Source organism: Arthrobacter sp. NPDC056727 (genome assembly GCF_042790555.1).
Lineage (GTDB): Bacteria > Actinomycetota > Actinomycetes > Actinomycetales > Micrococcaceae > Arthrobacter.
On record NZ_JBHTZA010000032.1, the window covers coordinates 1 to 25,083 of the forward strand.

General features: G+C 67.3%; 23 protein-coding genes and 1 tRNA gene. 16 read left to right on the forward strand and 8 right to left on the reverse strand.

Annotation, left to right across the window (positions count from 1 at the left end):
- Positions 1-235: 235 nt before the first annotated feature.
- From ACFRAH_RS21935 to ACFRAH_RS22005, 15 genes are all read left to right on the forward strand, one after another.
- Positions 236-667 (forward strand): cytidine deaminase, encoded by a 432-nt coding sequence (locus tag ACFRAH_RS21935; protein ID WP_377993056.1) that lies wholly within the window; start codon positions 236-238, stop codon positions 665-667.
- A complete protein-coding gene (locus tag ACFRAH_RS21940; protein WP_377993019.1) occupies positions 664-1,977 on the forward strand; it encodes a thymidine phosphorylase in 1,314 nt (437 codons plus the stop codon). The genes ACFRAH_RS21935 and ACFRAH_RS21940 overlap by 4 nt, the downstream gene beginning before the upstream one ends.
- A 2-nt stretch (positions 1,978-1,979) precedes the next feature.
- Positions 1,980-2,597 carry a DedA family protein gene (locus ACFRAH_RS21945; protein WP_377993020.1) on the forward strand — a complete coding sequence of 206 codons (618 nt, stop codon included), beginning with the start codon at positions 1,980-1,982 and terminating at the stop codon, positions 2,595-2,597.
- Between the two features lie 102 nt (positions 2,598-2,699).
- Positions 2,700-3,401 carry a DedA family protein gene (locus ACFRAH_RS21950; protein ID WP_377993021.1) on the forward strand — a complete coding sequence of 234 codons (702 nt, stop codon included), beginning with the start codon at positions 2,700-2,702 and terminating at the stop codon, positions 3,399-3,401.
- 100 nt (positions 3,402-3,501) lie between these two features.
- Positions 3,502-4,647: an adenosine deaminase gene (locus tag ACFRAH_RS21955; RefSeq protein ID WP_377993022.1), complete on the forward strand. Its 1,146-nt coding sequence runs from the start codon at positions 3,502-3,504 to the stop codon at positions 4,645-4,647.
- An 82-nt stretch (positions 4,648-4,729) separates the two neighbouring features.
- On the forward strand, positions 4,730-5,332 hold the full coding sequence (locus tag ACFRAH_RS21960; protein WP_377993057.1) for a MazG nucleotide pyrophosphohydrolase domain-containing protein: 603 nt from the start codon (positions 4,730-4,732) through the stop codon (positions 5,330-5,332).
- 120 nt (positions 5,333-5,452) lie between these two features.
- The gene (gene eno / locus ACFRAH_RS21965; protein WP_377993023.1) at positions 5,453-6,733 is read left to right on the forward strand and encodes a phosphopyruvate hydratase; all 1,281 of its coding nucleotides are present in this window, start codon (positions 5,453-5,455) and stop codon (positions 6,731-6,733) included.
- 87 nt (positions 6,734-6,820) lie between these two features.
- On the forward strand, positions 6,821-7,597 hold the full coding sequence (locus ACFRAH_RS21970) for a septum formation initiator family protein (RefSeq protein WP_377993024.1): 777 nt from the start codon (positions 6,821-6,823) through the stop codon (positions 7,595-7,597).
- Between the two features lie 75 nt (positions 7,598-7,672).
- Complete coding sequence (locus ACFRAH_RS21975) at positions 7,673-8,365, forward strand: DUF501 domain-containing protein (RefSeq protein WP_377993025.1); 693 nt, start codon at positions 7,673-7,675, stop codon at positions 8,363-8,365.
- A complete protein-coding gene (locus ACFRAH_RS21980; RefSeq protein ID WP_377993026.1) occupies positions 8,362-9,318 on the forward strand; it encodes an exopolyphosphatase in 957 nt (318 codons plus the stop codon). The genes ACFRAH_RS21975 and ACFRAH_RS21980 overlap by 4 nt, the downstream gene beginning before the upstream one ends.
- A gap of 19 nt (positions 9,319-9,337) precedes the next feature.
- Positions 9,338-10,729 (forward strand): S8 family serine peptidase, encoded by a 1,392-nt coding sequence (locus ACFRAH_RS21985; protein WP_377993027.1) that lies wholly within the window; start codon positions 9,338-9,340, stop codon positions 10,727-10,729.
- 34 nt (positions 10,730-10,763) lie between these two features.
- On the forward strand, positions 10,764-12,230 hold the full coding sequence (locus tag ACFRAH_RS21990) for an NAD(P)/FAD-dependent oxidoreductase (RefSeq protein ID WP_377993028.1): 1,467 nt from the start codon (positions 10,764-10,766) through the stop codon (positions 12,228-12,230).
- A 114-nt stretch (positions 12,231-12,344) separates the two neighbouring features.
- Positions 12,345-13,295 carry an N-acetyltransferase gene (locus ACFRAH_RS21995; RefSeq protein ID WP_377993029.1) on the forward strand — a complete coding sequence of 317 codons (951 nt, stop codon included), beginning with the start codon at positions 12,345-12,347 and terminating at the stop codon, positions 13,293-13,295.
- 20 nt (positions 13,296-13,315) lie between these two features.
- Positions 13,316-13,389 (forward strand) — tRNA-Leu (locus tag ACFRAH_RS22000).
- A 172-nt stretch (positions 13,390-13,561) separates the two neighbouring features.
- A complete protein-coding gene (locus ACFRAH_RS22005; protein WP_377993030.1) occupies positions 13,562-14,911 on the forward strand; it encodes an ABC transporter substrate-binding protein in 1,350 nt (449 codons plus the stop codon).
- Positions 14,912-14,998: 87 nt separating this feature from the next.
- On the opposite strand, the gene ACFRAH_RS22010 is transcribed toward ACFRAH_RS22005, so the two are convergent.
- The 4 genes from ACFRAH_RS22010 to ACFRAH_RS22025 are packed head-to-tail and all read right to left on the reverse strand — an operon-like array spanning position 14,999 to position 19,118.
- Positions 14,999-15,769: an ABC transporter ATP-binding protein gene (locus ACFRAH_RS22010; protein WP_377993031.1), complete on the reverse strand. Its 771-nt coding sequence runs from the start codon at positions 15,767-15,769 to the stop codon at positions 14,999-15,001.
- Positions 15,766-16,848 carry an ABC transporter ATP-binding protein gene (locus ACFRAH_RS22015; protein ID WP_377993032.1) on the reverse strand — a complete coding sequence of 361 codons (1,083 nt, stop codon included), beginning with the start codon at positions 16,846-16,848 and terminating at the stop codon, positions 15,766-15,768. The genes ACFRAH_RS22010 and ACFRAH_RS22015 overlap by 4 nt, the downstream gene beginning before the upstream one ends.
- Complete coding sequence (locus ACFRAH_RS22020) at positions 16,845-17,813, reverse strand: branched-chain amino acid ABC transporter permease (protein WP_377993033.1); 969 nt, start codon at positions 17,811-17,813, stop codon at positions 16,845-16,847. Before ACFRAH_RS22020 ends, ACFRAH_RS22015 begins: the two co-directional genes overlap by 4 nt.
- Positions 17,814-17,822: 9 nt before the next feature.
- On the reverse strand, positions 17,823-19,118 hold the full coding sequence (locus tag ACFRAH_RS22025) for a branched-chain amino acid ABC transporter permease (RefSeq protein WP_377993058.1): 1,296 nt from the start codon (positions 19,116-19,118) through the stop codon (positions 17,823-17,825).
- A 348-nt stretch (positions 19,119-19,466) separates the two neighbouring features.
- On the opposite strand from ACFRAH_RS22025, the gene ACFRAH_RS22030 reads away from it, so the two are divergent.
- The gene (locus ACFRAH_RS22030) at positions 19,467-20,372 is read left to right on the forward strand and encodes a Bax inhibitor-1/YccA family protein (RefSeq protein WP_377993034.1); all 906 of its coding nucleotides are present in this window, start codon (positions 19,467-19,469) and stop codon (positions 20,370-20,372) included.
- Between the two features lie 161 nt (positions 20,373-20,533).
- Here ACFRAH_RS22030 and ACFRAH_RS22035 read toward each other — a convergent pair whose 3' ends face one another.
- From ACFRAH_RS22035 to ACFRAH_RS22050, 4 genes are read right to left on the reverse strand one after another with little or no spacing between them, the layout of a single operon-like run.
- Positions 20,534-21,772 (reverse strand): acetyl-CoA C-acetyltransferase, encoded by a 1,239-nt coding sequence (locus tag ACFRAH_RS22035; protein WP_377993035.1) that lies wholly within the window; start codon positions 21,770-21,772, stop codon positions 20,534-20,536.
- Positions 21,773-21,808: 36 nt separating this feature from the next.
- Positions 21,809-22,966 (reverse strand): galactokinase, encoded by a 1,158-nt coding sequence (gene galK, locus ACFRAH_RS22040; protein WP_377993036.1) that lies wholly within the window; start codon positions 22,964-22,966, stop codon positions 21,809-21,811.
- The gene (gene galT / locus ACFRAH_RS22045) at positions 22,963-24,141 is read right to left on the reverse strand and encodes a galactose-1-phosphate uridylyltransferase (RefSeq protein ID WP_377993037.1); all 1,179 of its coding nucleotides are present in this window, start codon (positions 24,139-24,141) and stop codon (positions 22,963-22,965) included. Before galT ends, galK begins: the two co-directional genes overlap by 4 nt.
- Positions 24,138-24,998, reverse strand: a complete 861-nt coding sequence (locus ACFRAH_RS22050) for a DeoR/GlpR family DNA-binding transcription regulator (protein ID WP_377993038.1) — start codon at positions 24,996-24,998, stop codon at positions 24,138-24,140. Before ACFRAH_RS22050 ends, galT begins: the two co-directional genes overlap by 4 nt.
- Positions 24,999-25,083: the final 85 nt, after the last annotated feature.

Consider the following 25,083-nt stretch of genomic DNA (forward strand, 5'->3'; position numbering starts at 1 on the left):
GGGTGGGTTTGTTTTTTTTTTTTTGATACTGGGGGTGTCTTTGTGGGCCTTTAGTTTTTTATAATACCATGCTTGTGGCCCCAGGGAAGCGCTTCCCAGGGGCCACAAGTGTACGTTCGCGCCGGGCGTGTTGCCCGGACCGTGTTACCCGGGCGCGGAACAGGACACTAAAGTGGCTCTTGAGTGCGCTGCTGCGCACCCGGGTGCCGGCCAGCGGCACCCCGTACGCCAAGGGGTGACGGCCGTGCAGAACGACGCCAGCGGAACGGGCGCCATCATCGACTGGGCTGCCCTCGAAGGCGCCGCGCTCGCGGCCATGAAGAACGCCTACGCGCCCTACTCCGGCTTTCCGGTGGGGGCCGCGGCCTTCACCGCGGACGGCCGGATGGTAAGCGGCTGCAATGTGGAGAACGCCAGCTATGGCCTCACGCTGTGTGCCGAGTGCGTCCTCGTCGGGAACCTGCAGATGACCGGCGGCGGCCTCCTGCGCGCGTTCTACTGCGTGGACGGCAGCGGCAACGTGCTCATGCCCTGCGGACGCTGCCGGCAGCTGCTGTACGAGTTCCGGGCCCCGGGCATGGAACTCATGACCACGCAGGGGATTATGACCATGGACCAGGTGCTGCCTGACGCATTCGGTCCCGAACAACTGGAGGGAACCCGGTGACCCAGAGCAGCGAGCCGTTCGACGCCGTCGAGATCATCCGGACCAAGCGCGACAAGGGCGCACTCAGCCCCGAGCAGATCGACTGGACCATCGACGCGTACACCCGCGGTGTCGTCGCGGAGGAGCAGATGGCGGCCCTGAACATGGCCATCCTGCTCAACGGCATGGACCGCGCCGAGATCTCCCGTTGGACTGCGGCGATGATCGCCTCGGGCGAGCGGATGGACTTCTCCGGCCTCCGGCGGCCCGACGGAGGCGTGAAAGTAACCACCGACAAACACTCCACGGGCGGGGTGGGGGACAAGGTCACCCTGCCGCTGGCGCCCCTCGTCGCGGTATTCGGGGTGGCGGTGCCGCAGCTGTCCGGGCGCGGGCTGGGCTACACCGGCGGCACACTGGACAAGCTCGAGTCCATTCCGGGCTGGCGCGCGGACCTGGGCAACGATGAAATGCTGGCCCAGCTCCAGGAGGTTGGCGCGGTGATCTGCGCTGCCGGACCGGGGCTGGCCCCGGCGGACAAGAAGCTCTATGCGCTCCGGGATGTCACTGGCACCGTCGAGTCCATCCCGCTGCTGGCGTCGTCGATCATGAGCAAGAAGATCGCGGAGGGCACGGGCTCGCTGGTGCTGGACGTCAAGGTGGGCAGCGGGGCGTTCATGAAGGACGAGGCCGGCGCGCGCGAACTCGCCGAAACCATGGTGGCCCTTGGCAAGGACGCCGGGGTGGAAACCGTGGCCCTGCTGACCAACATGGGCACGCCGCTGGGGCTGACAGCCGGCAACGCCATCGAGGTGGAGGAATCCGTCGAGGTCCTCGCCGGCGGAGGCCCGGAAGACGTCGTCGAACTGACGGTGCGGCTCGCTGAGGAGATGCTGAGGTGCGCCGGTCTTCCCGACGCCGATCCGGCCGCTGCGCTCAGGGACGGCCGGGCCATGGACGTCTGGAACCGGATGATCGCGGCGCAGGGCGGGGACCCGCGGGCCAAGCTGCCGGCGGCCAAGGAGGCGGAGACCATCTACGCGCCCGCAGACGGCGTCCTCGTGGAGCTTGACGCGTTCGCCGTGGGTGTGGCGGCGTGGCGGCTCGGCGCCGGCCGGGCCCGCAAGGAGGATCCGGTGCAGGCAGCCGCGGGTGTGCGCCTGCACGCCAAGCCCGGTGCCTTGGTGCGTGCCGGCCAACCGCTGATGACCCTGCTGACGGACACGCCCGGGAGGTTTGCCCGGGCCAAGGAGGCGCTCGAACACGCCGTCACGATCGCCCCTGGGGGTTCCCGGCCTGCGCAGCAGCTCATCATCGACCGCATCGCCTGACCGTGCAGGCCATCAATGACTTCATCCTGGCGGCCGCCGGCCAGCCCTGGGTCCTGTTCATAGTCCTGGGCTGCTGCATCATCGACGGCTTCTTCCCGCCCATTCCCAGTGAATCGGTGGTGGTGGGGCTGGCCGCCGTCGCCGCGACGGCAGACGTTCCGAATCCGTGGCTGCTCGCCGCCGTGGCAGGGCTGGGCGCCTTCACCGGCGACAACGCGGCCTATCTCATCGGCCGGGGAGTGGGCATCCAGCGCTGGGCGTGGATGCGCGGGCCGCGCATGCAGCGGGCGTTCCGGTGGGCCGGGCGGGAACTGCGCAAGCGGCCGGCCTCGCTGATCCTCGTGGCGCGGTTCGTCCCGATCGGCAGGGTGGCCGTCAACCTGACCGCGGGTGCCACACACTATTCGCATGCGCGCTTCGTCGGGCTGACTGTGCTTTCCGCCACGCTCTGGGCCTCGTATTCCGTGGCCATCGGGCTGTTCTTCGGCCAGTGGTTTGAGGAAAACCACCTTCTTGGGGCCGTGATTGCCATTGTTTGCGCCATCGTGCTGGGCATCCTGGTGGACCTCGGCATCAACCGGCTCCGGGGCCGCATTCAGGATCCGCTCGAAGAACGTTGACTTTCCATTCAAGGCGTAGCGGACTATCCTCCCGCCGTGCGACACTAGAGAGCGATTTGCGTCACCTCATGTCTTGTTATATGCCCTAGGAGCAACAGCCGCGTGGAGTTTATTAATGAGGCCGTGCTCCATGCAGCGGGTCAGTGGTGGATTTATCCCATCTTGCTCATGTTCTTCTTCGTTGACGGGTTCGCCATGGTGGTCCCCAGCGAGACGCTCATCGTGGCGCTGGCGGCCTTCTCCCGGCACAGCGGCGAGCCAAATCTCTGGATCCTCGGCCTGACGGCCCTCACCGGCGCCATGGCCGGTGACAACATGGCCTACATGCTGGGCCGGAAAATCGGCCTGGAGCGCTGGAAGTGGATGCGCCGGCCCAGGGTGCAGAAGGTCTTCGGCTGGGCGCGCTACGAGTTGGAGAAGCGCGGCGCCGTGCTGATCTTCACCGCACGCTACATTCCGTGGGGGCGCGTCGCCGTGAACTACGTCGCCGGCACCACCGGATACCCGCACCGCAGGTTCTTCGTGCTGGATGCCTTCGCCTGCTTCACGTGGGTGGGATATTCGATAGGCATCGGCCTCGTCGCCAGTTCCTTCCCGTGGCTCCACCACAACCCCCTGCTGGGGGCCGGCATCGCCGTGGTGTTCGCCATTATCCTGGGCATCATCATCGACCACGCCCTGCGCTGGTGGCACAAGCGGCTCGGCCGCAACGACGCCGCCGCGCCGGAGAAGGGCAACGTCGCGGAGAAGGGCAACGTCCGGGCAGAGCGCAGCGTCCCGGAAAACACCGGCCGCGTGGCCTGACAGGAAGGCCCGGCGTGCGGTTCGGCGGCCTCCCGGGGCTGCCTGTAGCTGCGCCGTGTGCGCGTTGGCATTGCCGCCGGTCCAACCCTAGAGTTGGTACGTGACTGAGCCAATCGTTGACGCCGCCCCTGCCCTTGACTTCGACCTGAAGAGCCTGCCCAAGGTATCCCTTCACGACCACCTGGACGGCGGCCTGCGCCCTGCCACCATCATTGAGCTGGCGGAAGCGGTGGGGCACACCCTCCCGTCCACGGACCCGACAGCCCTGGGTGAATGGTTCCGCGAGTCCGCCGACTCCGGCTCGCTGGTCCGCTACCTTGAGACGTTCGACCACACGGTCGCCGTCATGCAGACCAAGGAAGGACTGTTCCGGGTCGCCAAGGAGTTCGTGGAGGATCTGGCGGACGACGGCGTGGTGTACGGCGAGGTGCGCTGGGCACCTGAGCAGCACCTCCAGAAGGGACTGACCCTGGACGAGGTTGTCGAGGCCGTCCAGGAAGGCCTCGAGGCCGGCGTCGAAGCCGTGGCCGAAACCGGCCGCGAGATCCAGGTGGGCCAGCTGATCACGGCCATGCGGCACGCTGACCGCGGCCAGGAAATCGCAGAGCTCGCTGTCCGGCACCGGGACAAGGGCGCCGTCGGCTTCGACATCGCCGGCGCCGAAGACGGCTTCCTGCCCTCGCGCTTCCGGGACGCCTTCACCTACCTGGCCGAAAACAACTTCCCGGCCACCGTGCACGCCGGTGAAGCCGCCGGACTGGACAGCATCCAGTCCGCCCTGGTTGACGGCCGCGCGCTCCGCCTGGGCCACGGCGTCCGCATCGCCGAGGACATCACAGTGGAGTTCGACGAGGACGACACCGACGACGAGGACAGCGACAACATCGGCCTGGTCACCCTCGGCAACCTGTCCAGCTGGATCCGTGACCGCGGCATCGCCCTGGAGATCTGCCCTTCCTCGAACCTGCAGACCGGCGCCATCGCCGGCTTTGGCGAGGGCATCGAAAGCCACCCGCTGGACATGCTGTACCAGCTGGGCTTCAACGTGACCATCAACACGGACAACCGCCTCATGAGCGGCGTGACGCTCACCGACGAGTTCGAGCTGCTGGTGGAAACCTTCGACTACGACCTCGACGACCTGCTGGAGCTCACGCTCAACGCCGCCGAGGCGTCCTTCCTGCCCCTGGAGGAAAAGGAAGCCCTCGTGGAATACATCAACGACGCCTACGGCGACCTTGGCTGAAGCCGTCCGGCAGCCTGAACCCGCCGGCCCAGTGGGGGAGCTGCTGAGGGTGATCGCCGCCCTCCGAGAGCACTGCCCCTGGATGGGAGCCCTCACCCACGAGTCGCTCGTGGAGTACCTGCTGGAAGAGGCCTACGAAGTGGCCGAGACCATCGAGACCGGGGCGGACGAGGCTGAACTGAAAGGCGAGCTGGGCGATGTGCTGCTCCAGGTGGTGCTCCACGCCCGGCTCGCCCAGGAACGCGGGGTGTTCGGTTTTGGCGACGTCGCCCGCGGCCTGACCGAGAAGATGATCCGCCGCAACCCCCACGTATTCCGCCCGGACGGTTCCCTCCAGGACTCCTTCCCCGCCACGGTGGAGGAGATCGTGCTGAAGTGGGATGCCGTGAAAAAGGCCGAAAGCCCGCAGCGCAGCACGCCGTTCGAGGGCATCCCGGTAGCTCTGCCTGCCTTGGCCCAGGCCCAGAAAACCCTGGACCGGGCCGAACGGGCAGGGCTCCAGGCCACAGAAAAGCCGGCGGTCGAGCTCGCCGGCTCAATCGAAACCGAAGCCGAACTCGGCGAGCTGCTGCTCGCCGTCGTACGCTCTGCCCGGAGCAGGGGGTTCGACGCCGAACGCGCCCTCCGCGGGGCCGTGCGGCGGTACCAGAACGGCCAGCCGGAAACTTCCGCGCCCGGATCATGACGTCCGGGTTCTGGATAGGTTTCCGTAACGTGCACCACTCTCGACTACGCTAGTCCCTGACGAGGACGTCGAGATTTTCCGCTAGAAACCCCCGTAATATCGCCCACAAGGAGCAAATCCATGGCGCTTATCGATGCCATCCACGCCCGCGAGATCCTCGATTCCCGTGGCAACCCCACCGTTGAAGTTGAAGTTCTCCTCTCCGACGGCCAGATCGGCCGCGCTGCCGTTCCGTCCGGTGCCTCCACCGGCGAGCACGAAGCAGTTGAACTGCGCGACGGCGACAAGGGCCGCTACCTCGGCAAGGGTGTCCAGAAGGCCGTTGACGCCGTCATCGACCAGATCGCACCGGCCCTGACCGGCTTTGACGCCACCGACCAGCGCAGCATCGACCAGGCCATGATCGACCTGGACGGCACCGCCAACAAGGGCAAGCTGGGCGCCAACGCCATCCTCGGTGTCTCCCTGGCCGTTGCCAACGCCGCAGCAGCCTCCGCCGACCTGCCGCTGTACAAGTACCTGGGCGGCCCGAACGCGCACGTCCTGCCGGTTCCGCTGATGAACATCCTCAACGGCGGCTCGCACGCGGACTCCGACGTCGACATCCAGGAATTCATGATCGCCCCGATCGGCGCCGAGACCTTCTCCGAGGGCCTGCGCTGGGGCGTTGAGGTGTACCACAACCTCAAGTCCGTGCTGCAGCAGAAGGGCCTCTCCACCGGCCTCGGCGACGAGGGCGGCTTCGCCCCGAACCTGCCGTCCAACCGCGCTGCCCTGGACCTGATCCAGGAAGCCATTCAGAACGCCGGCTACACCCCGGGCACCGACATCGCCCTGGCCCTGGACGTCGCCTCCTCCGAGTTCTTCAAGGACGGTGCCTACCAGTTCGAAGGCAAGGCCCTGAGCGCCGCCGAGATGAGCGCCTACTACGCCGAACTCGTTGCCGACTACCCGCTGGTTTCCATCGAGGACCCGCTGGACGAGAACGACTGGGATGGCTGGAAGATCCTCACCGACACCATCGGTGACAAGGTCCAGCTGGTGGGCGACGACCTGTTCGTCACCAACCCCGAGCGCCTGCAGCAGGGCATCGACGCTGCCACGGCCAACTCCCTGCTGGTCAAGGTCAACCAGATCGGCTCGCTGACCGAAACCCTGGACGCCGTTTCCCTGGCCCAGCGCTCCGGTTACACCACCATCACCTCGCACCGCTCCGGTGAAACCGAAGACACCACGATCGCCGACATCGCCGTTGCCACCAACGCCGGACAGATCAAGACCGGTGCTCCGGCCCGCTCCGAGCGTGTTGCCAAGTACAACCAGCTGCTGCGCATCGAAGAGGAACTCGACGACGCCGCACGCTACGCCGGCCGCAGCGCGTTCCCGCGTTTCAAGGCCTAGTAGCCAAAGAAACAGCTGACCGGTGGCTATGGTGGAAAGACCATAGCCACCGGTTTTGTTTTTGGTGCCACACGTTACAGGAGTGTCATGGCTACCCGCCGTCCCAAAGTTCCCAGGGTGACCCCACCAGCACAGCAGACCACCGCCGAATCGGCCGGGGGAGACGTTATCCAGGCGGACTTCGGCGGCCCGCGCCCAGGGCATGCCGCCCACGAAACAGGCACGGGACACGGTGGCAAGGCGGAGGGCAGGCCCGGCGGTACCCAGGCGGGTGCGGCGACCCGGACCGCTTCCAGATCAACGGGCACCGCCACCAAGGGAGCAGGTGCGAAAGCAGGCGCCGCCGCAAAAGCCGGCGCTTCCGCGAAAACTGCCGCAGGCAGGACAGGCAGCACGGCCGCGGGGAAATCAGGCAGTGGCCGCACGAAGTCCGGGTCCTCTGCAGCCGCGGCGGAGGCAGACAACCTCGACCCCGTACCTGCCAAGGCATTCTCCGGCCGCATGCTGGCGCTGGCTGTGGTGATGGTTGCCATCACCATCATGCTGGCCCCCACCGTGAAGATCTTCATCGACAAGCGGGCGGAAATTGCGGCCCTGGAATCGGACATCGCGGACAGCAAATCGGACCAGGACAACCTCAAGCGGCAGGTTTCGCGCTGGCAGGATCCCAACTACGTCAAGCAGCAGGCGCGCGACCGCATTAACATGGTTATGCCGGGAGAGACCGGCTACTGGGTATTCGGCAGCGACCTGCCGGCCGGCGCTACAGGCAGCGAGCCCAGTGCAGCAGAAACAGAAGACCCCGCCGACGTGCCCTGGGTGGATTCCCTCTGGGAGTCCATCAGGCGCTCGGCAACAGACTAGGAGCGGTGCCCGCCGCCGGACTGCCTACCGGATTCTCGGGGCAGCCAGATCCGGGCAGGAAGGACGGCCACGCCAGTGGACGACAACACGGCAACCGCCCCCGGTGAATCCAGGCAGCCATCAGCGCAGGACCTCGATGTGCTCAGCCGCCAGCTGGGGAGGCCGGTGCGCGACGTTGTGGAAATCCCGGCGCGCTGCGTCTGCGGCAACCCGCTCGTCGCCGCAACATCCCCGCGCCTGAGCAACGGGACTCCCTTCCCCACGACGTTCTACCTGACCCACCCCGTCATCACGTCGGCGGTCTCCCGCCTTGAGGCGGCCGGCCTCATGAACGAAATGAACGACCGGCTTGCCGCCGATGAGTCCCTGGCTGCCGCCCACCGGGCTGCCCACGAGGCCTACCTCGCTGCCCGTGCCGAGATCGGGGCGCGGTCGGGGATCGGTGCCGTGCCGGAGATCGACGGCGTCTCCGCCGGTGGCATGCCAACCCGCGTCAAGTGCCTGCACGTTCTGGTGGGACACTCGCTGGCCGCCGGGCCGGGAGTGAATCCGCTGGGCGACGAGGCCATCGCGGCCATCAGCGAATGGTGGACCGTGGACCGCTGCTACTGTGGGGGTGCCTGGGACACGGCCGGTGAGGCCCCGTCGCGGGACCTGAGCCGCCACGGCCCGCAGGGCCTACCGGGGATCGTCGGCCGCCCGGCGCCCGTCCGCAAATCCAAGACAGATGCCACGGTGGAACCACGAAAGACGGAGGCCGGCGCATGACCCGGGTGGCCGCCATTGACTGCGGAACCAATTCCATCCGCCTGCTCATCGCCGACATCGACCGCAGCAACGGCGCCACCAAGCTGACCGACGTCGTGCGTGAAATGCGCGTGGTGCGGCTCGGCCAGGGCGTGGACGCCACCGGCGAGCTGGCGCCCGAGGCGCTGGAGCGCACCTTCGCGGCCACGGCGGACTACGCCGCGCTCATCCGCGAATACCAGGCCCAAAAGGTGCGCTTCGTTGCCACCTCCGCCAGCCGGGACGCCCGGAACCGCCAGGTCTTCGTCGACGGCATCCGGAACCTCATCGGCGTGGAGCCCGAGGTGATCACGGGCCACGAGGAAGCCGCGCTGTCCTTCGCCGGCGCCAGCAGCGTGCTGCCCATTTCGGCGGAGGACAAGGTGCTGGTGGTGGACCTCGGCGGCGGCAGCACGGAGTTCGTGCTCGGCGACGCCAACGGCGTGATCGCCGCACGGTCCGTGGACATCGGCTGCGTCCGGCTGACCGAACGCCACCTCATCTCCGACCCGCCCACGGCCGAGCAGATCGCCGCCGCGGAGGCCGACGTGGATGCCGCCATCGCCGAAGCGCGGCTGGACGTTCCGCTGGAACGCAGCACCGCCGTCGTCGGGGTTGCCGGGTCCATCACCACCATCACGGCCCATGCCCTCAAGCTGCCCGAATACCTGCCCGCGGCCATCCATGGCGCCGAACTGTCCATCTCCGCCGTGCAGGCGGCGGCCACCGACCTGCTGCAGATGCCGCGGGCGCAGCGGGCGGAACTGCCCTACATGCATCCCGGCCGGGTGGACGTCATCGGCGCCGGCGCGCTGGTCTGGCGGCGCATCCTCACCCGGATGGGCGAGCTCAGCGGCGGCCGCATCATTACGGCTACGGCCAGCGAGCACGATATTCTTGACGGAATTGCCCTGAGTGCCGAGGCACAAAGCTAAACCGAGTATTGGATCCTGAATGACCAGCGCAACAGCCCGGCTCCGCCGGACGGTCTCGGCCCTTCTGTCCGCGGTGCTTGCCGGTGGCATCGCCGCGTCCGCAGTCGCCACCGCACCTGCCGCGCAGGCGGACTCCTGGCGGGACAAGGAGTACTGGCTCAAGGAAGCCGGCATCACCAAGGCGTGGGAGGTGTCCAAGGGCGCCAACGTGAAGGTGGCCGTGATCGACAGCGGCGTTGACGGCAACCATCCCGATCTCAAGGGTGTGCTGGCGGGCGGCCACGACGTCTCCGGCGCGGGCGAGCCCGACGGTGAGAAGAGCATCGGTGCCAAGCCCGAGCACGGCACGCTAGTGGCCACCATGCTTGCGGGCCGCGGGCACCAGGCGGCGAAGAAGGCCACGGCAAGCGCCAAGCCTTCCCCGAGCGCGTCTGCGTCCAAGGCCATGCCCGACGGCATCATGGGCGTGGCCCCCGAGGCACAGATCCTCTCCGTGTCCACCTGGCTGGGCTCAGCCAACCCCGGCGGCAAGAGCGACCAGGACCAGATCCCGGAGGCCGTGCGCTGGGCCGTGGACAACGGCGCGAAGGTCATCAACATTTCGCTGGGCAGCACGTCGCCGGAGTGGCCGCAAAGCTGGGATGCGGCTTTCCTGTACGCCGAGCAGAAGGACGTGGTCATCGTGGCGGCGGCCGGCAACCGGGTGGGCGGCAACGTTCAGGTGGGGGCCCCGGCCACCATCCCCGGCGTGCTGACCGTCGCAGGCCTGGACAAGAACGGACAGGCGAGCACCGACTCCTCCTCCCAGGGCATCAGCATCGGCGTCGCCGCGCCTGCAGAGAAGCTTGCCGGCGGACTGCCCGGCGGCAGCTACGCGGAGTGGGCCGGCACGTCCGGCGCCACCCCCATCGTCTCCGGTGTTGCGGCACTGATCCGTTCCAAGTGGCCGGAGATGAGCGCCAAGCAGGTCATCAACAGGATCGTCTCCACCGCCAAGGACGAGGGCGCACCTGGCAAGGACCCGCTGTACGGCTTCGGCGTCCTGAACGCGGAAGCGGCCCTGAAGGACGATGTGGCCGAAACGAAGGCCAACCCGCTGGGGTCCATCGCGGACTGGATCCGCGTCCACCGGCGCGGGAACCTCGCCACGCCCGCTCCCGAGCCGACGGCCGAGGCACCCGCACCGCAGGCCACGCTGCCCAGGGCGACCGTGCCCGTTGCCCAGCCCCCCTCGCAGCTGGACAGCGCGCTGCCGGCGGCCGTGGTCATCGGGTTCGGTGCGCTTTTCATCGCCATCATCGCGGCCGCGGCGGTACAGCTGCGGCGCGCCTACCGGGCGTCCGGCCGGGGAACGGAGGAGCCGGAAACCGGTGCAGTGACACGGGTGGACCAGGCCGACCGGACCAGTTAGTGAAGATTTTCACAAAGTACTGTACTCTGAAGATATGGCAACCACCCCACAGCTCCAGGATCGTCCGCGTGTGCTCGTCGTCGGCGGCGGGTACGTCGGCCTCTACGTAGCCCTCAAACTGCAGAAGAAGATCGCGAACGCAGGCGGCATCGTCACCGTCGTTGATCCGCTGCCCTACATGACATACCAGCCCTTCCTGCCGGAAGTTGCCGGCGGAAACATCGAGGCCCGCCACGCAGTGGTCTCGCACCGCCAGCACCTCAAGCAGACCGAGCTCATCCAGGGCCGCGTCCTCTCCATCGACCACGCCAACCGCACGGCAGTGGTTGCCCCGGCTGACGGTGGCGAGAACTTCGAGATCCCGTACTTCGACGTCGTGCTTGCCGCCGGCGCCATCACCCGCACGTTCCCGATCAAGGGCCTGGCGGACAAGGGCATCGGCCTGAAGACCATCGAGGAAGCCGTTGCGCTGCGCAACAAGGTCCTCGACCGCATCGAGCGCGGCTCCACCATGACCGACCCCGCCGAGCGCGCCCGTGCCCTGACCTTCGTCGTGGTGGGTGGCGGCTTCGCCGGCATCGAGTGCATCACCGAAATGGAAGACCTCGCCCGCGCCGCGGTCAAGAACAACCCGCGCGTCAAGCAGGAGGAAGTCCGCTTCGTCCTGGTCGAGGCCATGGGCCGCATCATGCCCGAGGTCACCGCGCCGCAGGCCGAGTGGGTTGTGGAGCACCTCCGCAGCCGCGGCATCGAGGTCCTGCTGAACACCTCGCTGGACAACGCGGAGGGCTCCCTCAAGCTCATCAACCTGCCTGACAAGTCCCCGGCCCAGGAATTCGAAACCGACACCCTCGTGTGGACTGCCGGCGTGCAGGCCAACCCGATGGTCCGCTCCACCGACTTCCCGCTGGAGCCCCGCGGCCGCGTCCGCGTGCTGCCGGATCTGCGCATCGGCGGCGACGAAGGCATCATCGACAACGCCTGGGCTGCCGGCGATATCGCCGCGGTTCCCGACCTCACGGGCGGCGGCCTGCCGGACGGCACCTGCGTTCCCAACGCCCAGCACGCGCTGCGCCAGGCCAAGCGCCTCGCCAAGAACCTGTGGGCCTCCCGCTGGGAGAAGCCGCTCGTTGACTACAAGCACAAGAACCTCGGTGCTGTGGCCGGCTTCGGTGAGTGGAAGGGTGTTGCCAACATCAACCTGCTCGGCCGCATCGGACTCAAGGGCCCCCTGGCCTGGCTGGCACACCGCGGCTACCACGGCATGGCCATGCCGACCTTCGAGCGCAAGTTCCGCGTGGTCTTCAACTGGATCCTGAGCTTCTTCGCAGGCCGCGACACCACCCAGCTGCTGGACCTGGACAACCCGCGCGGCGCCTTCGTGGCCGCTGCAACCCCGGCTCCGAAGCCCGCGGCCCCCGCCGCTCCGGTTCCGGCGGAGAACTCCGCAGCCCCTGCCCAGGGCGGCGCCAAGGACCCCGTCACGGCCGAGGCCAAGTAACAAATTACGACGGCGGCCGTTCCCTTTCGGGGGAACGGCCGCTTTGTCGTTTGCCGGGCTTCGTTGTTGCTTGGGTCTCCCGGCGGCGTCCCGGTGCACCCATAGACTGGCTCCATGACGGGTGAAAAGAACCTCCAGACGCTCCTTGCCTCGATGCATCCGGTGCTCCGGAAAGGGGAGTACGTCTACGTTCTCTGGCCTCACGGCAGGCCGCTCGCGGGGCACATCGAGGCCGCCGTCCGGGAAGCCGAAGGGCTCACGGTGGTCCTGCCCCGGGCCGAGGCGGACGCGCTGGACCTGCCCTACGACTTCGTGGCGGCCTGGATCACGCTGGAGGTCCACTCGGCGCTGGAGGCAGTGGGCCTGACCGCGGCTGTCAGCAGGGCACTGACCGAGGCCCGGATCAGCTGCAACGTGCTGGCCGGCTTCCACCACGACCACCTCCTGGTGCCGGTGGCGGACTCTGCCCGTGCGCTGGAGGTCCTGGCCGAGCTGGCGGCCGCCAACGTCCCCGGGCCCGAACCCGTGCGGGAAGTCATCCTGCGCAGCGAGGAACCAGGCGACCGTGAGGCCCTCCTTGCCCTGACCGCCGAAGCCTTCGCCGTTTCCCCGGTTACCGGCTTGCCTGTCGAGGGGGAGCCCGTTGAGGTCAAGGTACTCCGGGAGCTGTTCGTCGCCGAGGAATATCTGCCGGAGTTCAGCATCGTCGCCGAACTCGACGGCGAAATCGTGGGCCACGTGATCAGCACCCGCGCCTGGGTGGAGGACCTCGAGCTCCTTGGCCTCGGGCCCATTGGGGTGACGCCGCGGCTGCAGCGCCACGGCCTCGGCTCCGCGCTCATGCGCGAAACAGTCACCCGGGCCAACGCCGCGGGGGAGAAGGGCATCGCGCTGCTGGGATCCACCGAGTATTACCCCCGGTTCGGCTTCGTGCCGGCGTCGTCCCTGGGCGTGCAGGCGCCCGACACCAACTGGGGCGACCATTTCCAGATCCTGCCCCTCGCGCTGTGGCCCGGCGGAGTCCACGGCACCTTCCGGTACGCGGGGCCGCTGGCCGCCCTCTGAGGCGATACGATTGACCGGGCGCCCCAGTAGCCCAATTGGCAGAGGCAGCGGACTTAAAATCCGCGTGTTGTGGGTTCGAGTCCCACCTGGGGTACTACTTTCCTCCTTCGCGCCGCCGGTGTTCCAATATGCAACGAGTGTTATGAGGATGTGACCTTAGTCACTTATGTTCCCGCTCGAATTGGATTAGCTTGAACTTAGCTCAGGAACCCCTGACCAAAATCGCATCAAAGGCCGTTCGCACCTTTCGATCGAGGAGACTCTAAATGATTTCACTCCCCCAGGCGGCGCCAAGGGTCGCTAAGCTCACAGTGCTTGGCATCGGCGTCGCCCTTTTGGCCACGGCTTGTGGTGGCGGTTCCACCCCAAGCGCGACCGAATCCTCAGCAGGAGCGACTGGCGGCATCGCGTGCCCTGCTCCCAGTGCCACGGCCGGGGCAACCAGCAGTTCCACAGAGACCGGCAACGTGCCGGCAGCAACCACCACCACACCCACACCGCTGAAACTTGGATCGCTCCTGCCGACGACGGGGTCGCTGGCGTTCCTCGGCCCACCCGAAATCGCCGGTGTTAACCTCGGCGTCAAGGAAGTCAACGCCGCCGGCGGCGTGCTCGGCAAGCCCATCCAGGTGGTCCACCGCGACTCCGGCGACACCAAGACGGACATCGCCACGCAGTCCACCACGGCACTCCTCGGCCAGGGCGTCAGCGCCATCATCGGTGCCGCCTCCTCCGGTGTGTCCAAGACCGTGATCAACCAGATCACGGGCGCCGGTGTCATCCAGTTCTCGCCCGCGAACACGTCCCCCGACTTCACCACCTGGGACGATAAGGGCCTGTACTGGCGCACCGCTCCGTCCGACGTGCTGCAGGGCAAGGTCCTTGGTAACTACATGGCCACCTGTGGCGCCCAGACGGTGGGCATGATTGTCCTGAACGATGCGTACGGCACGGGCCTGGCGAAGAACGTCAAGGCAGCCTTTGAGGCAGCCGGCGGCCAGGTTGTGGCCGAGGAGCTCTTCAACGAGGGTGACTCGCAGTTCAGCAGCCAGGTGGACAAGGTCATTGCCGCCAAGCCGGACGCGATTGCCCTGATCACCTTCGACCAGGCCAAGAGCATCGTTCCGCTGATCACCGGCAAGGGCATCAAGCCCACGCAGCTGTTCATGGTGGACGGCAACACGTCCGACTACAGCAAGGATTTCAAGGCCGGCACGCTGAAGGGCGCGCAGGGGACCATCCCCGGCACCTTCGCCAAGGAGGACTTCAAGAAGAAGCTCCTGGCCATCGATCCGGCCCTGAAGGACTACAGCTACGCGGGTGAGTCCTACGACGCCGTCAACCTGATTGCACTCGCGTCCGAGGCCGCCAAGAGCACCAAGGGCACGGAAATCGCCAAGCAGCTCAAGGCAGTCTCCGAGGGCGGTGAAAAGTGCACCGACTTCCCGTCCTGCGTCACCCTGCTCCGCAATGGCAAGGACATCGACTACGACGGCGAATCCGGTCCGGTGACCTTCTCCGACGCCGGTGACCCGACGGAAGCCTCCATCGGCATCTACGAGTACCAGGACGACAACACCTACAAGCCGTCCAGGGAAGAATTCGGCAAGCTGTAAGCCGCTTCCCGCCGCACGACAGGAAACCCCCGGCCAGTTCAACCTGGCCGGGGGTTTCCTGTTGTGCGGTGACTGGTTATGCGGGGCCTAGTCCTCGTCCGCCAGCGTGCCGAGGTACAGCTGGATGACCTTCGGGTCTTTCATGAGCTCGCGGCCCGTACCCGTGTACGCGTCCCTGCCCTGGTCCAGGACGTAGCCGCGGTCGCAGATCTGCAGGCAGCGGCGGGCATTCTGTTCCACCATGATGACGGACACGCCGGCCCGGTTGATCTCGTGAACGCGCAGGAAGGTCTCGTCCTGCTTGACGGGGGAGAGGCCTGCGGACGGTTCGTCCAGCAGCAGCACTGCCGGCTCCATCATCAGGGCCCGCCCCATCGCCACCATCTGGCGTTCGCCGCCGGACAGGGAGCCGGCACGCTGCGCCCGGCGTTTTCCGAGTTCCGGGAACAGGCTGGTGACGAACTCGAAGCGCTCGGCGAAGTCCTTGGGCCGCTGGAACATGCCCATCTGCATGTTCTCCTCAATGGTGAGCGTGGCGAAGACGTTGTTGGTCTGCGGCACGAACCCCACTCCCTGGGTCACCAGCTTGTTGGCCTTCAGCCCGGTGAGGTCGCGTCCCCGGACCATCACGGATCCGGAATGCACCTTGACCAGCCCGAACATGGCCTTCAGCAGGGTGGACTTGCCGGCCCCGTTCGGGCCGATGATGCCGATCAGCTCGCCCTTCCGGGCCTCGATGCTGCACCCGTTGAGGATGTTGACGCCGGGGAGGTAGCCGGCCACCAGGTCCGTGACCTTGACGACGACGCCGTCCTCAGCTGCGCTGCTTGCGGCCGGGGCCGCGCTCGTGGCACTCATTCCTTGTCCTTTTCTGCCTGTGCGGCAGGCTCTGTGCGTCCCGCGGTCTCTGCACGTACGGGAGTTGTGCGTCCGGCGTCGGGATCGGCCTCGGTGATCGTGGGCGCCTCGGCATCGAAGGCGATGATGCCCGCGTCCTCGGTGCCGACGATTGATTCGTCATCCGCCGCGAGTTCCTGTTCCAGTTCCCTGATGCCCTCGGTGTCGCCAAGATCGACGTCGTGGTGGGCGCCCAGGTAGGCGTCGATGACGGCGGGGTCCTTCATGACCTCGCCCGGAGGGCCCTCGGCCACGATCTTTCCTTCGGCCATGACCACCACCCAGTCCGCGATGTGCCGGACCATGTGCATGTCGTGTTCCACGAAGAGGACGGTCATGCCCTCGGACTTCAGGTTCTTGATGTGGTCCAGCAGCGACTGCGTCAGCGCCGGGTTGACCCCTGCCATCGGTTCGTCCAGCATCACCAGCTTGGGCCGGACCATCAGCGAACGTGCCATTTCCAGCAGCTTGCGCTGGCCGCCGGAGAGGGAGGCCGCGTAGTCGTCCTTCTTGGTGTCGAGCTTGAACTTCTCCAGCAGGACGTTGGCGTGCTCGGTGATTTCCTTCTCGCGCCCGCCCCAGATGTTCTTGAACAGGGCCTTGGACAGCCTTTCACCAGGCTGGTTGGACGCGCCGAGCCGCATGTTCTCCATGACGGTCAGCTTGCCCATGACCTTGGTGAGCTGGAACGTGCGCACCATGCCCATCCGCGCCACCTTGTAGGAGGACACCCCGGCGATGCTGTGGCCCTCGAACTGCCACTTGCCCGAGTTCGGCGTATCAAAGCCGGTGAGCAGGTTGAACAGGGTGGTCTTGCCGGCCCCGTTGGGCCCGATCAGGGCGGTGATCTTGTGCCGCGGGATCTCCAGGTAGTCAACGTCGACGGCGTTAATGCCGCCGAAGCTGCGGGTGACGTTTTCGGCGACGACGATCGGATCCCGCTTCTTGCAGCCGGGGGCGTTGTCCCCGACGGCGATCGGACGGGTGTCGGTCATGTAGTCGACGCCCTCTTCCACTGATTCCTCGCTGTATTTGCTCATGCGAACGCCAGCTCCTTCTTATTGCCAAAGACGCCCTGCGGCCTGAAGATCATCAGCAGCATCAGCGCGATGCCCACCAGGATGTAGCGCAGCTGGCCCGCCTGGACCGTGGTCAGCCAGGTCACCGCGCCGGATTCGATGAGACCGTACAGGACACCCTGCGTGAGGGACAGGACCACCCAGAAGATCATGGCGCCGATCACCGGTCCGAGGACCGTGGCCATGCCGCCCAGCAGCAGGCAGGTCCACAGGAAGAACGTCAGCTCGGTGCCGTAGTTGGCCGGCTGCACTGCGCCGCGGGGGAGCGTGAAGATCATCCCGGCCAGTGCACCGAACGTGCCGCCGATCACGAGCGACTGCATCTTGTGGGCGTAGACGTTTTTGCCGAGCGAGCGCACCGCGTTCTCGTCCTCGCGGATGCCCTTCAGCACGCGGCCCCAGGGGCTGCGCATCAGGAGCCAGACGAGGACGCAGCCCACAGCCACGAGTCCCCAGCCCACCACCCGGATGAAGAAGTCACGGTTGTTCATGCCGAAGTAGGAACCCTCGGGGAACGGGTTCATCGAATAGAACCCGCCCTCGAAGGCAGCGAGCCCGTTGGCGGAGCCGGTCACGGAGGTGAGCTGGTTGGTGGTGACGACGTAGCGGACGATTTCCGCTGCCGCGATGGTGACGATGGCCAGGTAGTCCGCCCGGAGGCGGAGCGTGGGAATGCCGAGCACCAGTGCAAAGAGCACGGAACAGACGACGGCGATGAGCAGGCCCACGAAGAACGGCACCCGGAAGGTGAGCGTGGAGATGGCAAAGCCGTAGGCCCCGACGGCCATGAACCCGGCCTGGCCGAAGTTCAGCAGGCCTGAGTAGCCGAAGTGAACGGCGAGGCCGAGGGCGGCAAGAGCGTAGGCCGCCGTCGTCGGGCTGAAAAGTTCACCGGCCGCGCTGGAAAGGATAAATCCGAAGTCCATGGCTGTCTCCTAACCCACGCGCTCGCGACGGCCCAGGATGCCCTGCGGCCTGAACAAGAGGACAACGATCATGATGAAGAGTGCTCCCACGTACTTGAGGTCGGCGGCGAGGCCGAACACGGTGGTCAGTTCGACGAAGATGCCCACGATGACTGATCCGACGAGGGCGCCGAAGACGGTGCCCAGGCCGCCGAGGGTCACGCCGGCGAAGATGAGCAGCAGGATCTGCGAGCCCATGTCGAAGGTGACGCCGGGGCGGTAGTAGGCCCAGAGGATGCCGCCCAGCGAGGCCAGGACACCGCCGACGATCCAGACCAGGCGGATGACGCCGTCGACGTCGATTCCGGAGGCGGCGGCCAGAGCGGGGTTGTCTGCCACCGCGCGGGTGGCCTTGCCCAGCCTGGTCTTCAGCAGCACGATGCCGATGAGGGCGATCACGGCGGCGCTGATGACCAGGGACCACAGGTTGTTGGGGGAGATGGAGACCGGGCCGAGCTGGATTTCCGCGCTCTGCGCGAACGGCAGCTGCTGTGTGGCCCCGCCGAAGTAGAACTGGATGATGTAGCGGATGGCCAGGGCAAGGCCGATGCTGACGATCATCATGGGTACCAGGCCGGTGCCGCGGCGGCGCAGCGGGCGCCAAAGCCCGGCGTCCTGCGCGTAGCCGAACAGTCCGCCGCCGAGCAGGGCCAGGATGATGGCCAGCCAGAACGGCAGGTTCAGGGCGCTGAATCCAAAGACCAGCACGGCGCCGAGGGTCACCATCTCGCCATGCGCGAAGTTGGTGAGCCCGGTGGTGCCGAAGATCAGGGACAGGCCCACTGAGGCCAGGGCCAGCAGCAGGCCGAAGCTCAGCCCGGCCACGAGCCTGTTGAGCAGGTTCTGGCCAAAGTCCTGCTGCTGGACCACGATGCCCTTGCCGAAGGCGAAGATGACCGAGAGGTTCGACGTCTGGCTGAAGGTGACGGTGCGGGGATTCGACTGGCCTTCGGCGAGCTTGATCCCCTTAGGAAGGGTTGATTCGTCCAGCCGGATCTCATAGGTGCCCTGCTGGGGAACACCAATGCTCCATGCCCCGTTGGCGCCTGACTTGGCCTCGCCGGTGAAGGACCCGCTCTTTGCGGTGATCTTGACGCCTTCAAGGGGGCGCCGTGAGTCGTCGCGGAGGAAGCCGCTGATGGTGTCTGTGAACTGCTGGTTCGACGGGGGTGGTGTCGGAGCTGGAGTGCCTGCCTGCGATGCCGGTGCTGCGACCAGCAGAAGTGCCACGACGGCGGAGGCAATGGCCCCCCATACCTTCAGCAGCCCGGCCGGCCGCCGGATAGGCAGCCCTCTCGGTGTGCGTCTCAAAATGAAAACCTCCACAGGGGGGTGGTTACGGCTGCCTCATTGCAGCCGCTGCGAACGGAGGACGACGGATATACCTGCTGGTGGAACGGGTCTTGACTAGCTGTGATATCCGTCACCCTGACCCGATTATCGTACAGCGCAAGCAGTACAAACCGCGTGGGCGGAGCTGACCATCAGATAGCGATCCGGTAACAACTGAAACGCACGTCCACCAGCAGGAACTTTCCCTGCCGCCGGTCCGTGGAACTTGGTAGCGTGACCAGTAGATTCATCACTCAACCCCATACATGGAGGACACCCGCAATGGCACTTGGCGGAAACCCGATCTTCAACGGAAAGAATTTCCGTGGAGCCACCCAGGCGCCGCCTGTCCCGCAGGCGTACGGCCAGAACTACTACGGCCAGGGGCGCGCTCCCGGCTCGGTCATGGACGCCCAGTCCGGCTGGATGTCGCAGCAGCAGCACATGACCAATGACCAGCTGCAGCAGATGTACAACCGGCCTGCCGCCGGCCCCGCCGAAACCGGGCGGATGACCTTCGACGACGTCATCGTCAAGACCGCCATCTGCCTCGCCGCAGTGGTGGTCGGCGCCGCCGTCACCCTCACGGTGAGCCTGTCGCTCGCCAGCATGCTGATGATCGTGGGCGCGCTGGGCGGCTTTGTCCTGGCCCTTGTGAACACGTTCAAGAAGCAACCCTCGCCGGCCCTCATCCTGGCCTACGCCGCCCTCGAGGGCTTCTTCCTCGGCGGCCTGACCCGCATCCTCGACGGGATGTACCCGGGCGTCGGCCTGCAGGCGGTCATCGGCACGCTGTCCGTCTTCGCCGTGACCCTGGTGCTGTTCAAGAGCGGCAAGGTCCGTGCCACCCCCAAGGCGATGCGCTTCTTCATGATCGCCACCATCGGCTACGCGGTCTTCGCCCTGATCAACATGGTCATGATGTGGACCGGTGCCGTGGATTCGCCCTTCGGCCTGCGCACGAGCTTTGAGATCTTCGGCATTCCGCTGGGCGTTTTCATCGGCCTGCTCGCGATCGGCCTCGCCGCCTTCTCGCTGATCATGGACTTCACCAGCATCGAGGCCGGCGTCCGCGCCGGAGCCCCGGAGCGCTTTTCCTGGACCGCTGCCTTCGGCCTGACCGTCACGCTCGTGTGGCTGTACGTTGAAATCATCCGCCTGCTGGCCATCCTCCGCGGCGACGACTAGAACAAAACCCGGCGCACCGCCGTCGTGCGTCCTTAAGGGAAGTGGGTCCCGCCAAACCGGCGGGGCCCACTTCCGCGTTACGGCTGGAGTTTTTGTCCACTTGTCACGACTTCGGGGGCCTTTTGGGGCCATTATCTGTACAAAAACTCCAAGCAAAACAGTTAGGTGAGGCGCTCCAGCACCACGGCCATGCCCTGGCCGCCGCCGACGCAGAGGGTGGCAAGGCCCATGGTTCCGTCCGTTTCGCGCAGGCCGTTGAGCAGCGTGGCGGTCATCCGGGCGCCGGTCATGCCGAAGGGGTGGCCCAGCGCGATGGCGCCGCCGTGCACATTGAGTTTCGCGGGATCGATTTTCAGTTCGCGGGCGCTTGCCACCACCTGGACGGCAAAGGCCTCGTTGAGCTCCACGAGGTCGATGTCCCGCATGTCCAGGCGGGCACGGGCCAGCGCCTGGCGGGAGGCCTCCACCGGACCCATCCCCATCAGTTCGGGGGACAGCGCCGTGGCGGCGGTGGAGACGATTCTGGCCAGCGGCGCCAGTCCGAGGTCCCGGGCCAGGTCGTAGCTCATGACCACCAGGGCTGCGGCGCCATCGTTGAGCGGGCACGCGTTGCCGGCCGTGACGGTGCCCTCCCGGCGGAAGACCGGTTGCAGGGCGCTGACGGCGTCGAGGGTCACGCCGGGCCGCGGCGAATCGTCCCGGTCCACCACGGTGCCGTCGCGCCGCTTGTACGGCGTGATTTCGCGGGCATAGAAGCCGGAGGCAATCGCGGCCTCGGCCCGGTTCTGGCTCAGCACGGCCCATTCATCCTGGTCGGCGCGGCTGATCCCGTAGGACGTGGCCACGTTCTCGGCCGTCTGGCCCATGGCGATGTAGATGTCCGGCATCCTGCCGCCCAGCCGCGGATCCGTCCAGGGCGTGTTCGACTCTGCGCGAGCGGCCGAGCGCTGCCGGGCCGGTTCGAACCATGGGTTGTGGTTTTGAGCCCCGGTTTCGCCAGCCCCGGCCCAGTCCTGGTAGCGGGACACGGCCTCGACGCCGGCGGTGACGAACGCCTGGCCCTCGCCCGCGCGGATGGCATGGAAGGCCATCCGCAGGGTCTGCAGGCTGGAGGCGCAGAACCTGTTGACGGTGGCGGCGGGCACGTTGTCCAGGCCGGCGAGGATGGTGACGACGCGGGCCATGTTGGAGCCCGCTTCGCCGCTGGGTTCGGCGCAGCCGAGGTAGAGGTCATCCAGCCCGGGCCCGGTGTCCCCGGTGGGGTCGAAGGCCGGCAGTTTGGCCAGTGCCGCCCGGACCATGGCCGCCGCCATGTCGTCCGGCCGCTCATCCTTCAGAGAGCCCTTGAATGCGCGGCCGATCGGGCTTCTGGCGGTTGAAACAATGACTGCTTCAGGCATGCGACCAGCCTACGCCCGTGCCCTGTGCATTAACCGCTACGCCAGCCGCATGGCCCCCGCCGCCGGGGTGACCGTGAAGATGTCCGGTGCCGTGTACCCCGCCTCCGCGAAGGCACGTACGACGGCGGCACGCACCTGCTGCTCGCCGCTCACCGGAGTCAGGGCGATGGCCGCCCCGCCGAATCCTCCGCCGGTCATCCGGGCACCGATGGCGCCGCCCGCCCGTGAGCTCTCGACGGCCAGATCCAGTTCCGGGCAGGAGATCTCGAAGTCGTCGCGCATGGAGGCATGGCTGGCGTCCAGCAGGGGGCCGATGGCCGACGGTCCCTGCTGCGCCAGGAGTTCCACGGTCTGCAGCACGCGGTCGTTCTCTGTGACGACGTGCCGGACGCGGCGGAACGTGACCTCGTCCAGCAGCCCGCTGGCCTCCTCGAGATCGGCCGGTGCAACATCGCGCAGTGCCTTGACGCCCAGCACCTCGGCGCCCAGTTCGCAGGAGGCACGGCGGGAGGCGTAGCCGCCGTCGGCGTGGGAATGGGACACCTTGGTGTCGATGACCAGCAGGACAAGTCCAGCGGCCTCGGCCTCGAAAGGGACCAGCTGGACGCTCTGGTCGCGGCAGTCCAGGAACACGGCATGGCCCTTCGAACCGCGCAGCGAGGCGGACTGGTCCATGATGCCCGTGGGCGCGCCGACGAAGTCGTTCTCCGCGCGCTGGGTGGCCAGAACCATGTCCTCCGGGCCCATGCCGGCGCCGGTGAGGTCGTTGAGCGCGGAAATCACCGCGCATTCGATGGCGTGCGAGGAGGACAGGCCGGCGCCGAGCGGCACGTCGGAGTCAAGCAGCAGGTCCAGCCCCGGGACGTCGATGCCGCGCTGCTGCAAGGCCCAGATGACGCCCAGCGGGTACTTGGTCCACCCCTTGGCCGCTCCGCCCTCCAGCGAAGCGGTGTCCGCCGTCGTGATTCCCTGGTCGCCGTAGGTCGAGAGCATCCGGACGGTGGAATCGGGCCGGACCGCCACGGCCACGCGGGCGGTCCTGTCGATCGCGAACGGGAGCACGAAACCCTCGTTGTAGTCCGTGTGTTCGCCGATCAGGTTGACCCGGCCGGGGGCCTGCCACACGCCGTCCGGCTGGCGGCCGTACGCGGCGGAGAACCGGGCCCCGAAGTCGGTGGTGGCGGGGGCGGTCATGCGTGGGCTCCTTCGATGAGGTCCGGTTCGGTCAGTCCGGGGGCAACCGGGGCGAGCGCTTCGGCCGGCGATGCCGGAACCGTGACCGAGCGGAGCCGCTCCGCCACCTGTTCGGGCGTGGTGTCGTTGATGAAGGCGCCCATGGCCGCCTCGGAGCCGGCGAGGAACTTCAGCTTGTCCGCCGCGCGGCGCGGGGATGTCAGCTGCAGGTGCAGGCGGCTGGCCGGGCGGAGCAGGTCGTCCACCGGGGCCTGGTGCCAGGCCGAAATGTAGGGCGTCGGGGTGGGGTAGAGGGCGTCCAGACGCTTGAGCAGGTCGAGGTAGACGTGGGCCAGCTCGTCCTTCTCCTCCCCGGTCAGCCCGGCCAGGTCCGGGACCTGGCGGTGCGGGACGAGGTGGATCTCCAGCGGCCACCGGGCAGCAAACGGAACGTAGGCGCTGAAGCTGTCGCTTTCCAGCACCATCCGGCTGCCGTCCTCCCGCTCGGCGCGCAGCAGCGAGCCGGTCAGCGTTTCCTGCCCGCCGGCGTCGTCATAGAACCTGCGGGCGGCGGCGCCCATGACGGCGCCGCGCGGCGTGACGTAGGGGTAGGCGTAGATCTGGCCGTGCGGGTGGTGCAGGGTGACGCCGATGTCCGCACCACGGTTCTCGAACGGGAAAACCTGCTTGATGCCGGGCAGCGCGCTGAGGGCCGCCGTCCGGTGAGCCCACGCCTCCACCACTGTGCGGGCTCGGGTTTCACTCAGGCCGCTGAAGGATCCCGTGTGCTCCGGGGTGAAGGTGACCACCTCGCAGCGTCCGAACGCCGGGCCGGTGGTTCCCCAGCCCGGGTTGGCGGGGACCGGACCCACTGCCGGGCCGAGGGAGGGGAAGCGGTTCTCGAACACCACGACGTCGTAGTCCGGCGCGGGGATCTCGGACGGGTTGGCGTCCGTGGTGGGGCAGATGGGGCACTGGTCCGCGGGCGGCAGGTGGGTGCGCGTTTGCCGGTGCGCGGCCACGGCCACCCATTCGCCGGTCAGCGCGTCATACCGGACTTCGCCCGGCTCGCCGCGGGGCGGGAGGTCCCGGCGGTCCCGGGGGAGCTCCACGGAGCGCGGCCGGGTTGAACCGGCGTCGTCGAAATAGAGCAGTTCCCGGCCGTCGGCGAGCTGGGTGCTGGTGATGTGGGTCATGCGTCGTGTCCTTTGAACGCGGGTGGCTTGGATGCCCGGTTGGTGGGTGTTTGGTTCGCGGGTGTTTGGTCTAACGGCGCCAGCCGCAGCTCGCCGACCGACTGCCGGAGAAGGTCCTCGGTGGCAGGGTTGGCGGGGCCTGTGCGGATCCGGTCGTCGGTGATGAGGATGCCGACGGCGGACAGCGGGGCGATCCCGGCGAGGCCTACGGTCCCGAACTTGGTGGCGTCGGCGAGTACAGCCAGCGTGTCCGAGGCCCCGATCATGGCGGCATTGACCTCGGACTCGAGGAGGTTCGGCGAGGTGATGCCGGCCTTCGGGTCGAAGCCGTGCACGCCCATGAAGCAGAGATCGGCGTGCAGGTTGTCCAGCGCGTGCACCGTCACCGGACCCACGAGGGCCTCGGACGGTGTGCGCTGGCCGCCGAGGACCACGGTGCGGATGCCGCCGTCAGCGGCCGCCGCCAGCGCGCTGGCCACCATAAGGGAGTTGGTGGCCACCGTGAGCCCGAGATCCTGGGGGAGCAGCCGGGCCAGCTCGTGGGTGGTGGTGCCGCCGGAAACCAGCAGGGTCATGCCCGGGCGGAGCAGGGTGAGCGCCTCCGCGGCGATGGCCTGCTTCGCCTCCGTTTCCCGTGCCGACTTTGCGCCGAACCCCGGTTCGATGGCGCTGAACGAGGAAGCACGGGTGGCGCCGCCGTGGACCCGCAGCAGCAATCCTTCGGCGTCGAGCGCGTCGATGTCGCGCCGGACGGTCATTTCGGACACCCGGAGCACGTCCGCGAGTGCCGCGACCCGGACTGTGCCTTCGGCGTCGAGCTCCTGGAGGATCCGGTGCTGCCGCTGCGTTGCGAGCACGTGGCTCCTCCTTTCCCTGCGGCTCAGCTTCGTGTGGGCCCCGTCACCTTGGGGCACCCCTCCATTGTCACACAAAGCGATCAAA

What these genes read in the sequence shown, in the direction of transcription:
- ACFRAH_RS22015 (WP_377993032.1), bottom strand. Translation starts at nt 16,848, where the DNA reads ATGAGCAAATACAGCGAGGAATCAGTGGAAGAGGGCGTCGACTACATG.
- ACFRAH_RS22030 (WP_377993034.1), top strand. Translation starts at nt 19,467, where the DNA reads ATGGCACTTGGCGGAAACCCGATCTTCAACGGAAAGAATTTCCGTGGA.
- ACFRAH_RS21985 (WP_377993027.1), top strand. Translation starts at nt 9,338, where the DNA reads ATGACCAGCGCAACAGCCCGGCTCCGCCGGACGGTCTCGGCCCTTCTG.
- ACFRAH_RS21960 (WP_377993057.1), top strand. Translation starts at nt 4,730, where the DNA reads ATGGGAGCCCTCACCCACGAGTCGCTCGTGGAGTACCTGCTGGAAGAG.
- ACFRAH_RS22010 (WP_377993031.1), bottom strand. Translation starts at nt 15,769, where the DNA reads ATGAGTGCCACGAGCGCGGCCCCGGCCGCAAGCAGCGCAGCTGAGGAC.
- ACFRAH_RS21995 (WP_377993029.1), top strand. Translation starts at nt 12,345, where the DNA reads ATGACGGGTGAAAAGAACCTCCAGACGCTCCTTGCCTCGATGCATCCG.
- galK (WP_377993036.1), bottom strand. Translation starts at nt 22,966, where the DNA reads ATGACCGCCCCCGCCACCACCGACTTCGGGGCCCGGTTCTCCGCCGCG.
- ACFRAH_RS21990 (WP_377993028.1), top strand. Translation starts at nt 10,764, where the DNA reads ATGGCAACCACCCCACAGCTCCAGGATCGTCCGCGTGTGCTCGTCGTC.
- eno (WP_377993023.1), top strand. Translation starts at nt 5,453, where the DNA reads ATGGCGCTTATCGATGCCATCCACGCCCGCGAGATCCTCGATTCCCGT.
- ACFRAH_RS21970 (WP_377993024.1), top strand. Translation starts at nt 6,821, where the DNA reads ATGGCTACCCGCCGTCCCAAAGTTCCCAGGGTGACCCCACCAGCACAG.
- ACFRAH_RS21980 (WP_377993026.1), top strand. Translation starts at nt 8,362, where the DNA reads ATGACCCGGGTGGCCGCCATTGACTGCGGAACCAATTCCATCCGCCTG.
- galT (WP_377993037.1), bottom strand. Translation starts at nt 24,141, where the DNA reads ATGACCCACATCACCAGCACCCAGCTCGCCGACGGCCGGGAACTGCTC.
- ACFRAH_RS22020 (WP_377993033.1), bottom strand. Translation starts at nt 17,813, where the DNA reads ATGGACTTCGGATTTATCCTTTCCAGCGCGGCCGGTGAACTTTTCAGC.
- ACFRAH_RS22005 (WP_377993030.1), top strand. Translation starts at nt 13,562, where the DNA reads ATGATTTCACTCCCCCAGGCGGCGCCAAGGGTCGCTAAGCTCACAGTG.
- ACFRAH_RS22035 (WP_377993035.1), bottom strand. Translation starts at nt 21,772, where the DNA reads ATGCCTGAAGCAGTCATTGTTTCAACCGCCAGAAGCCCGATCGGCCGC.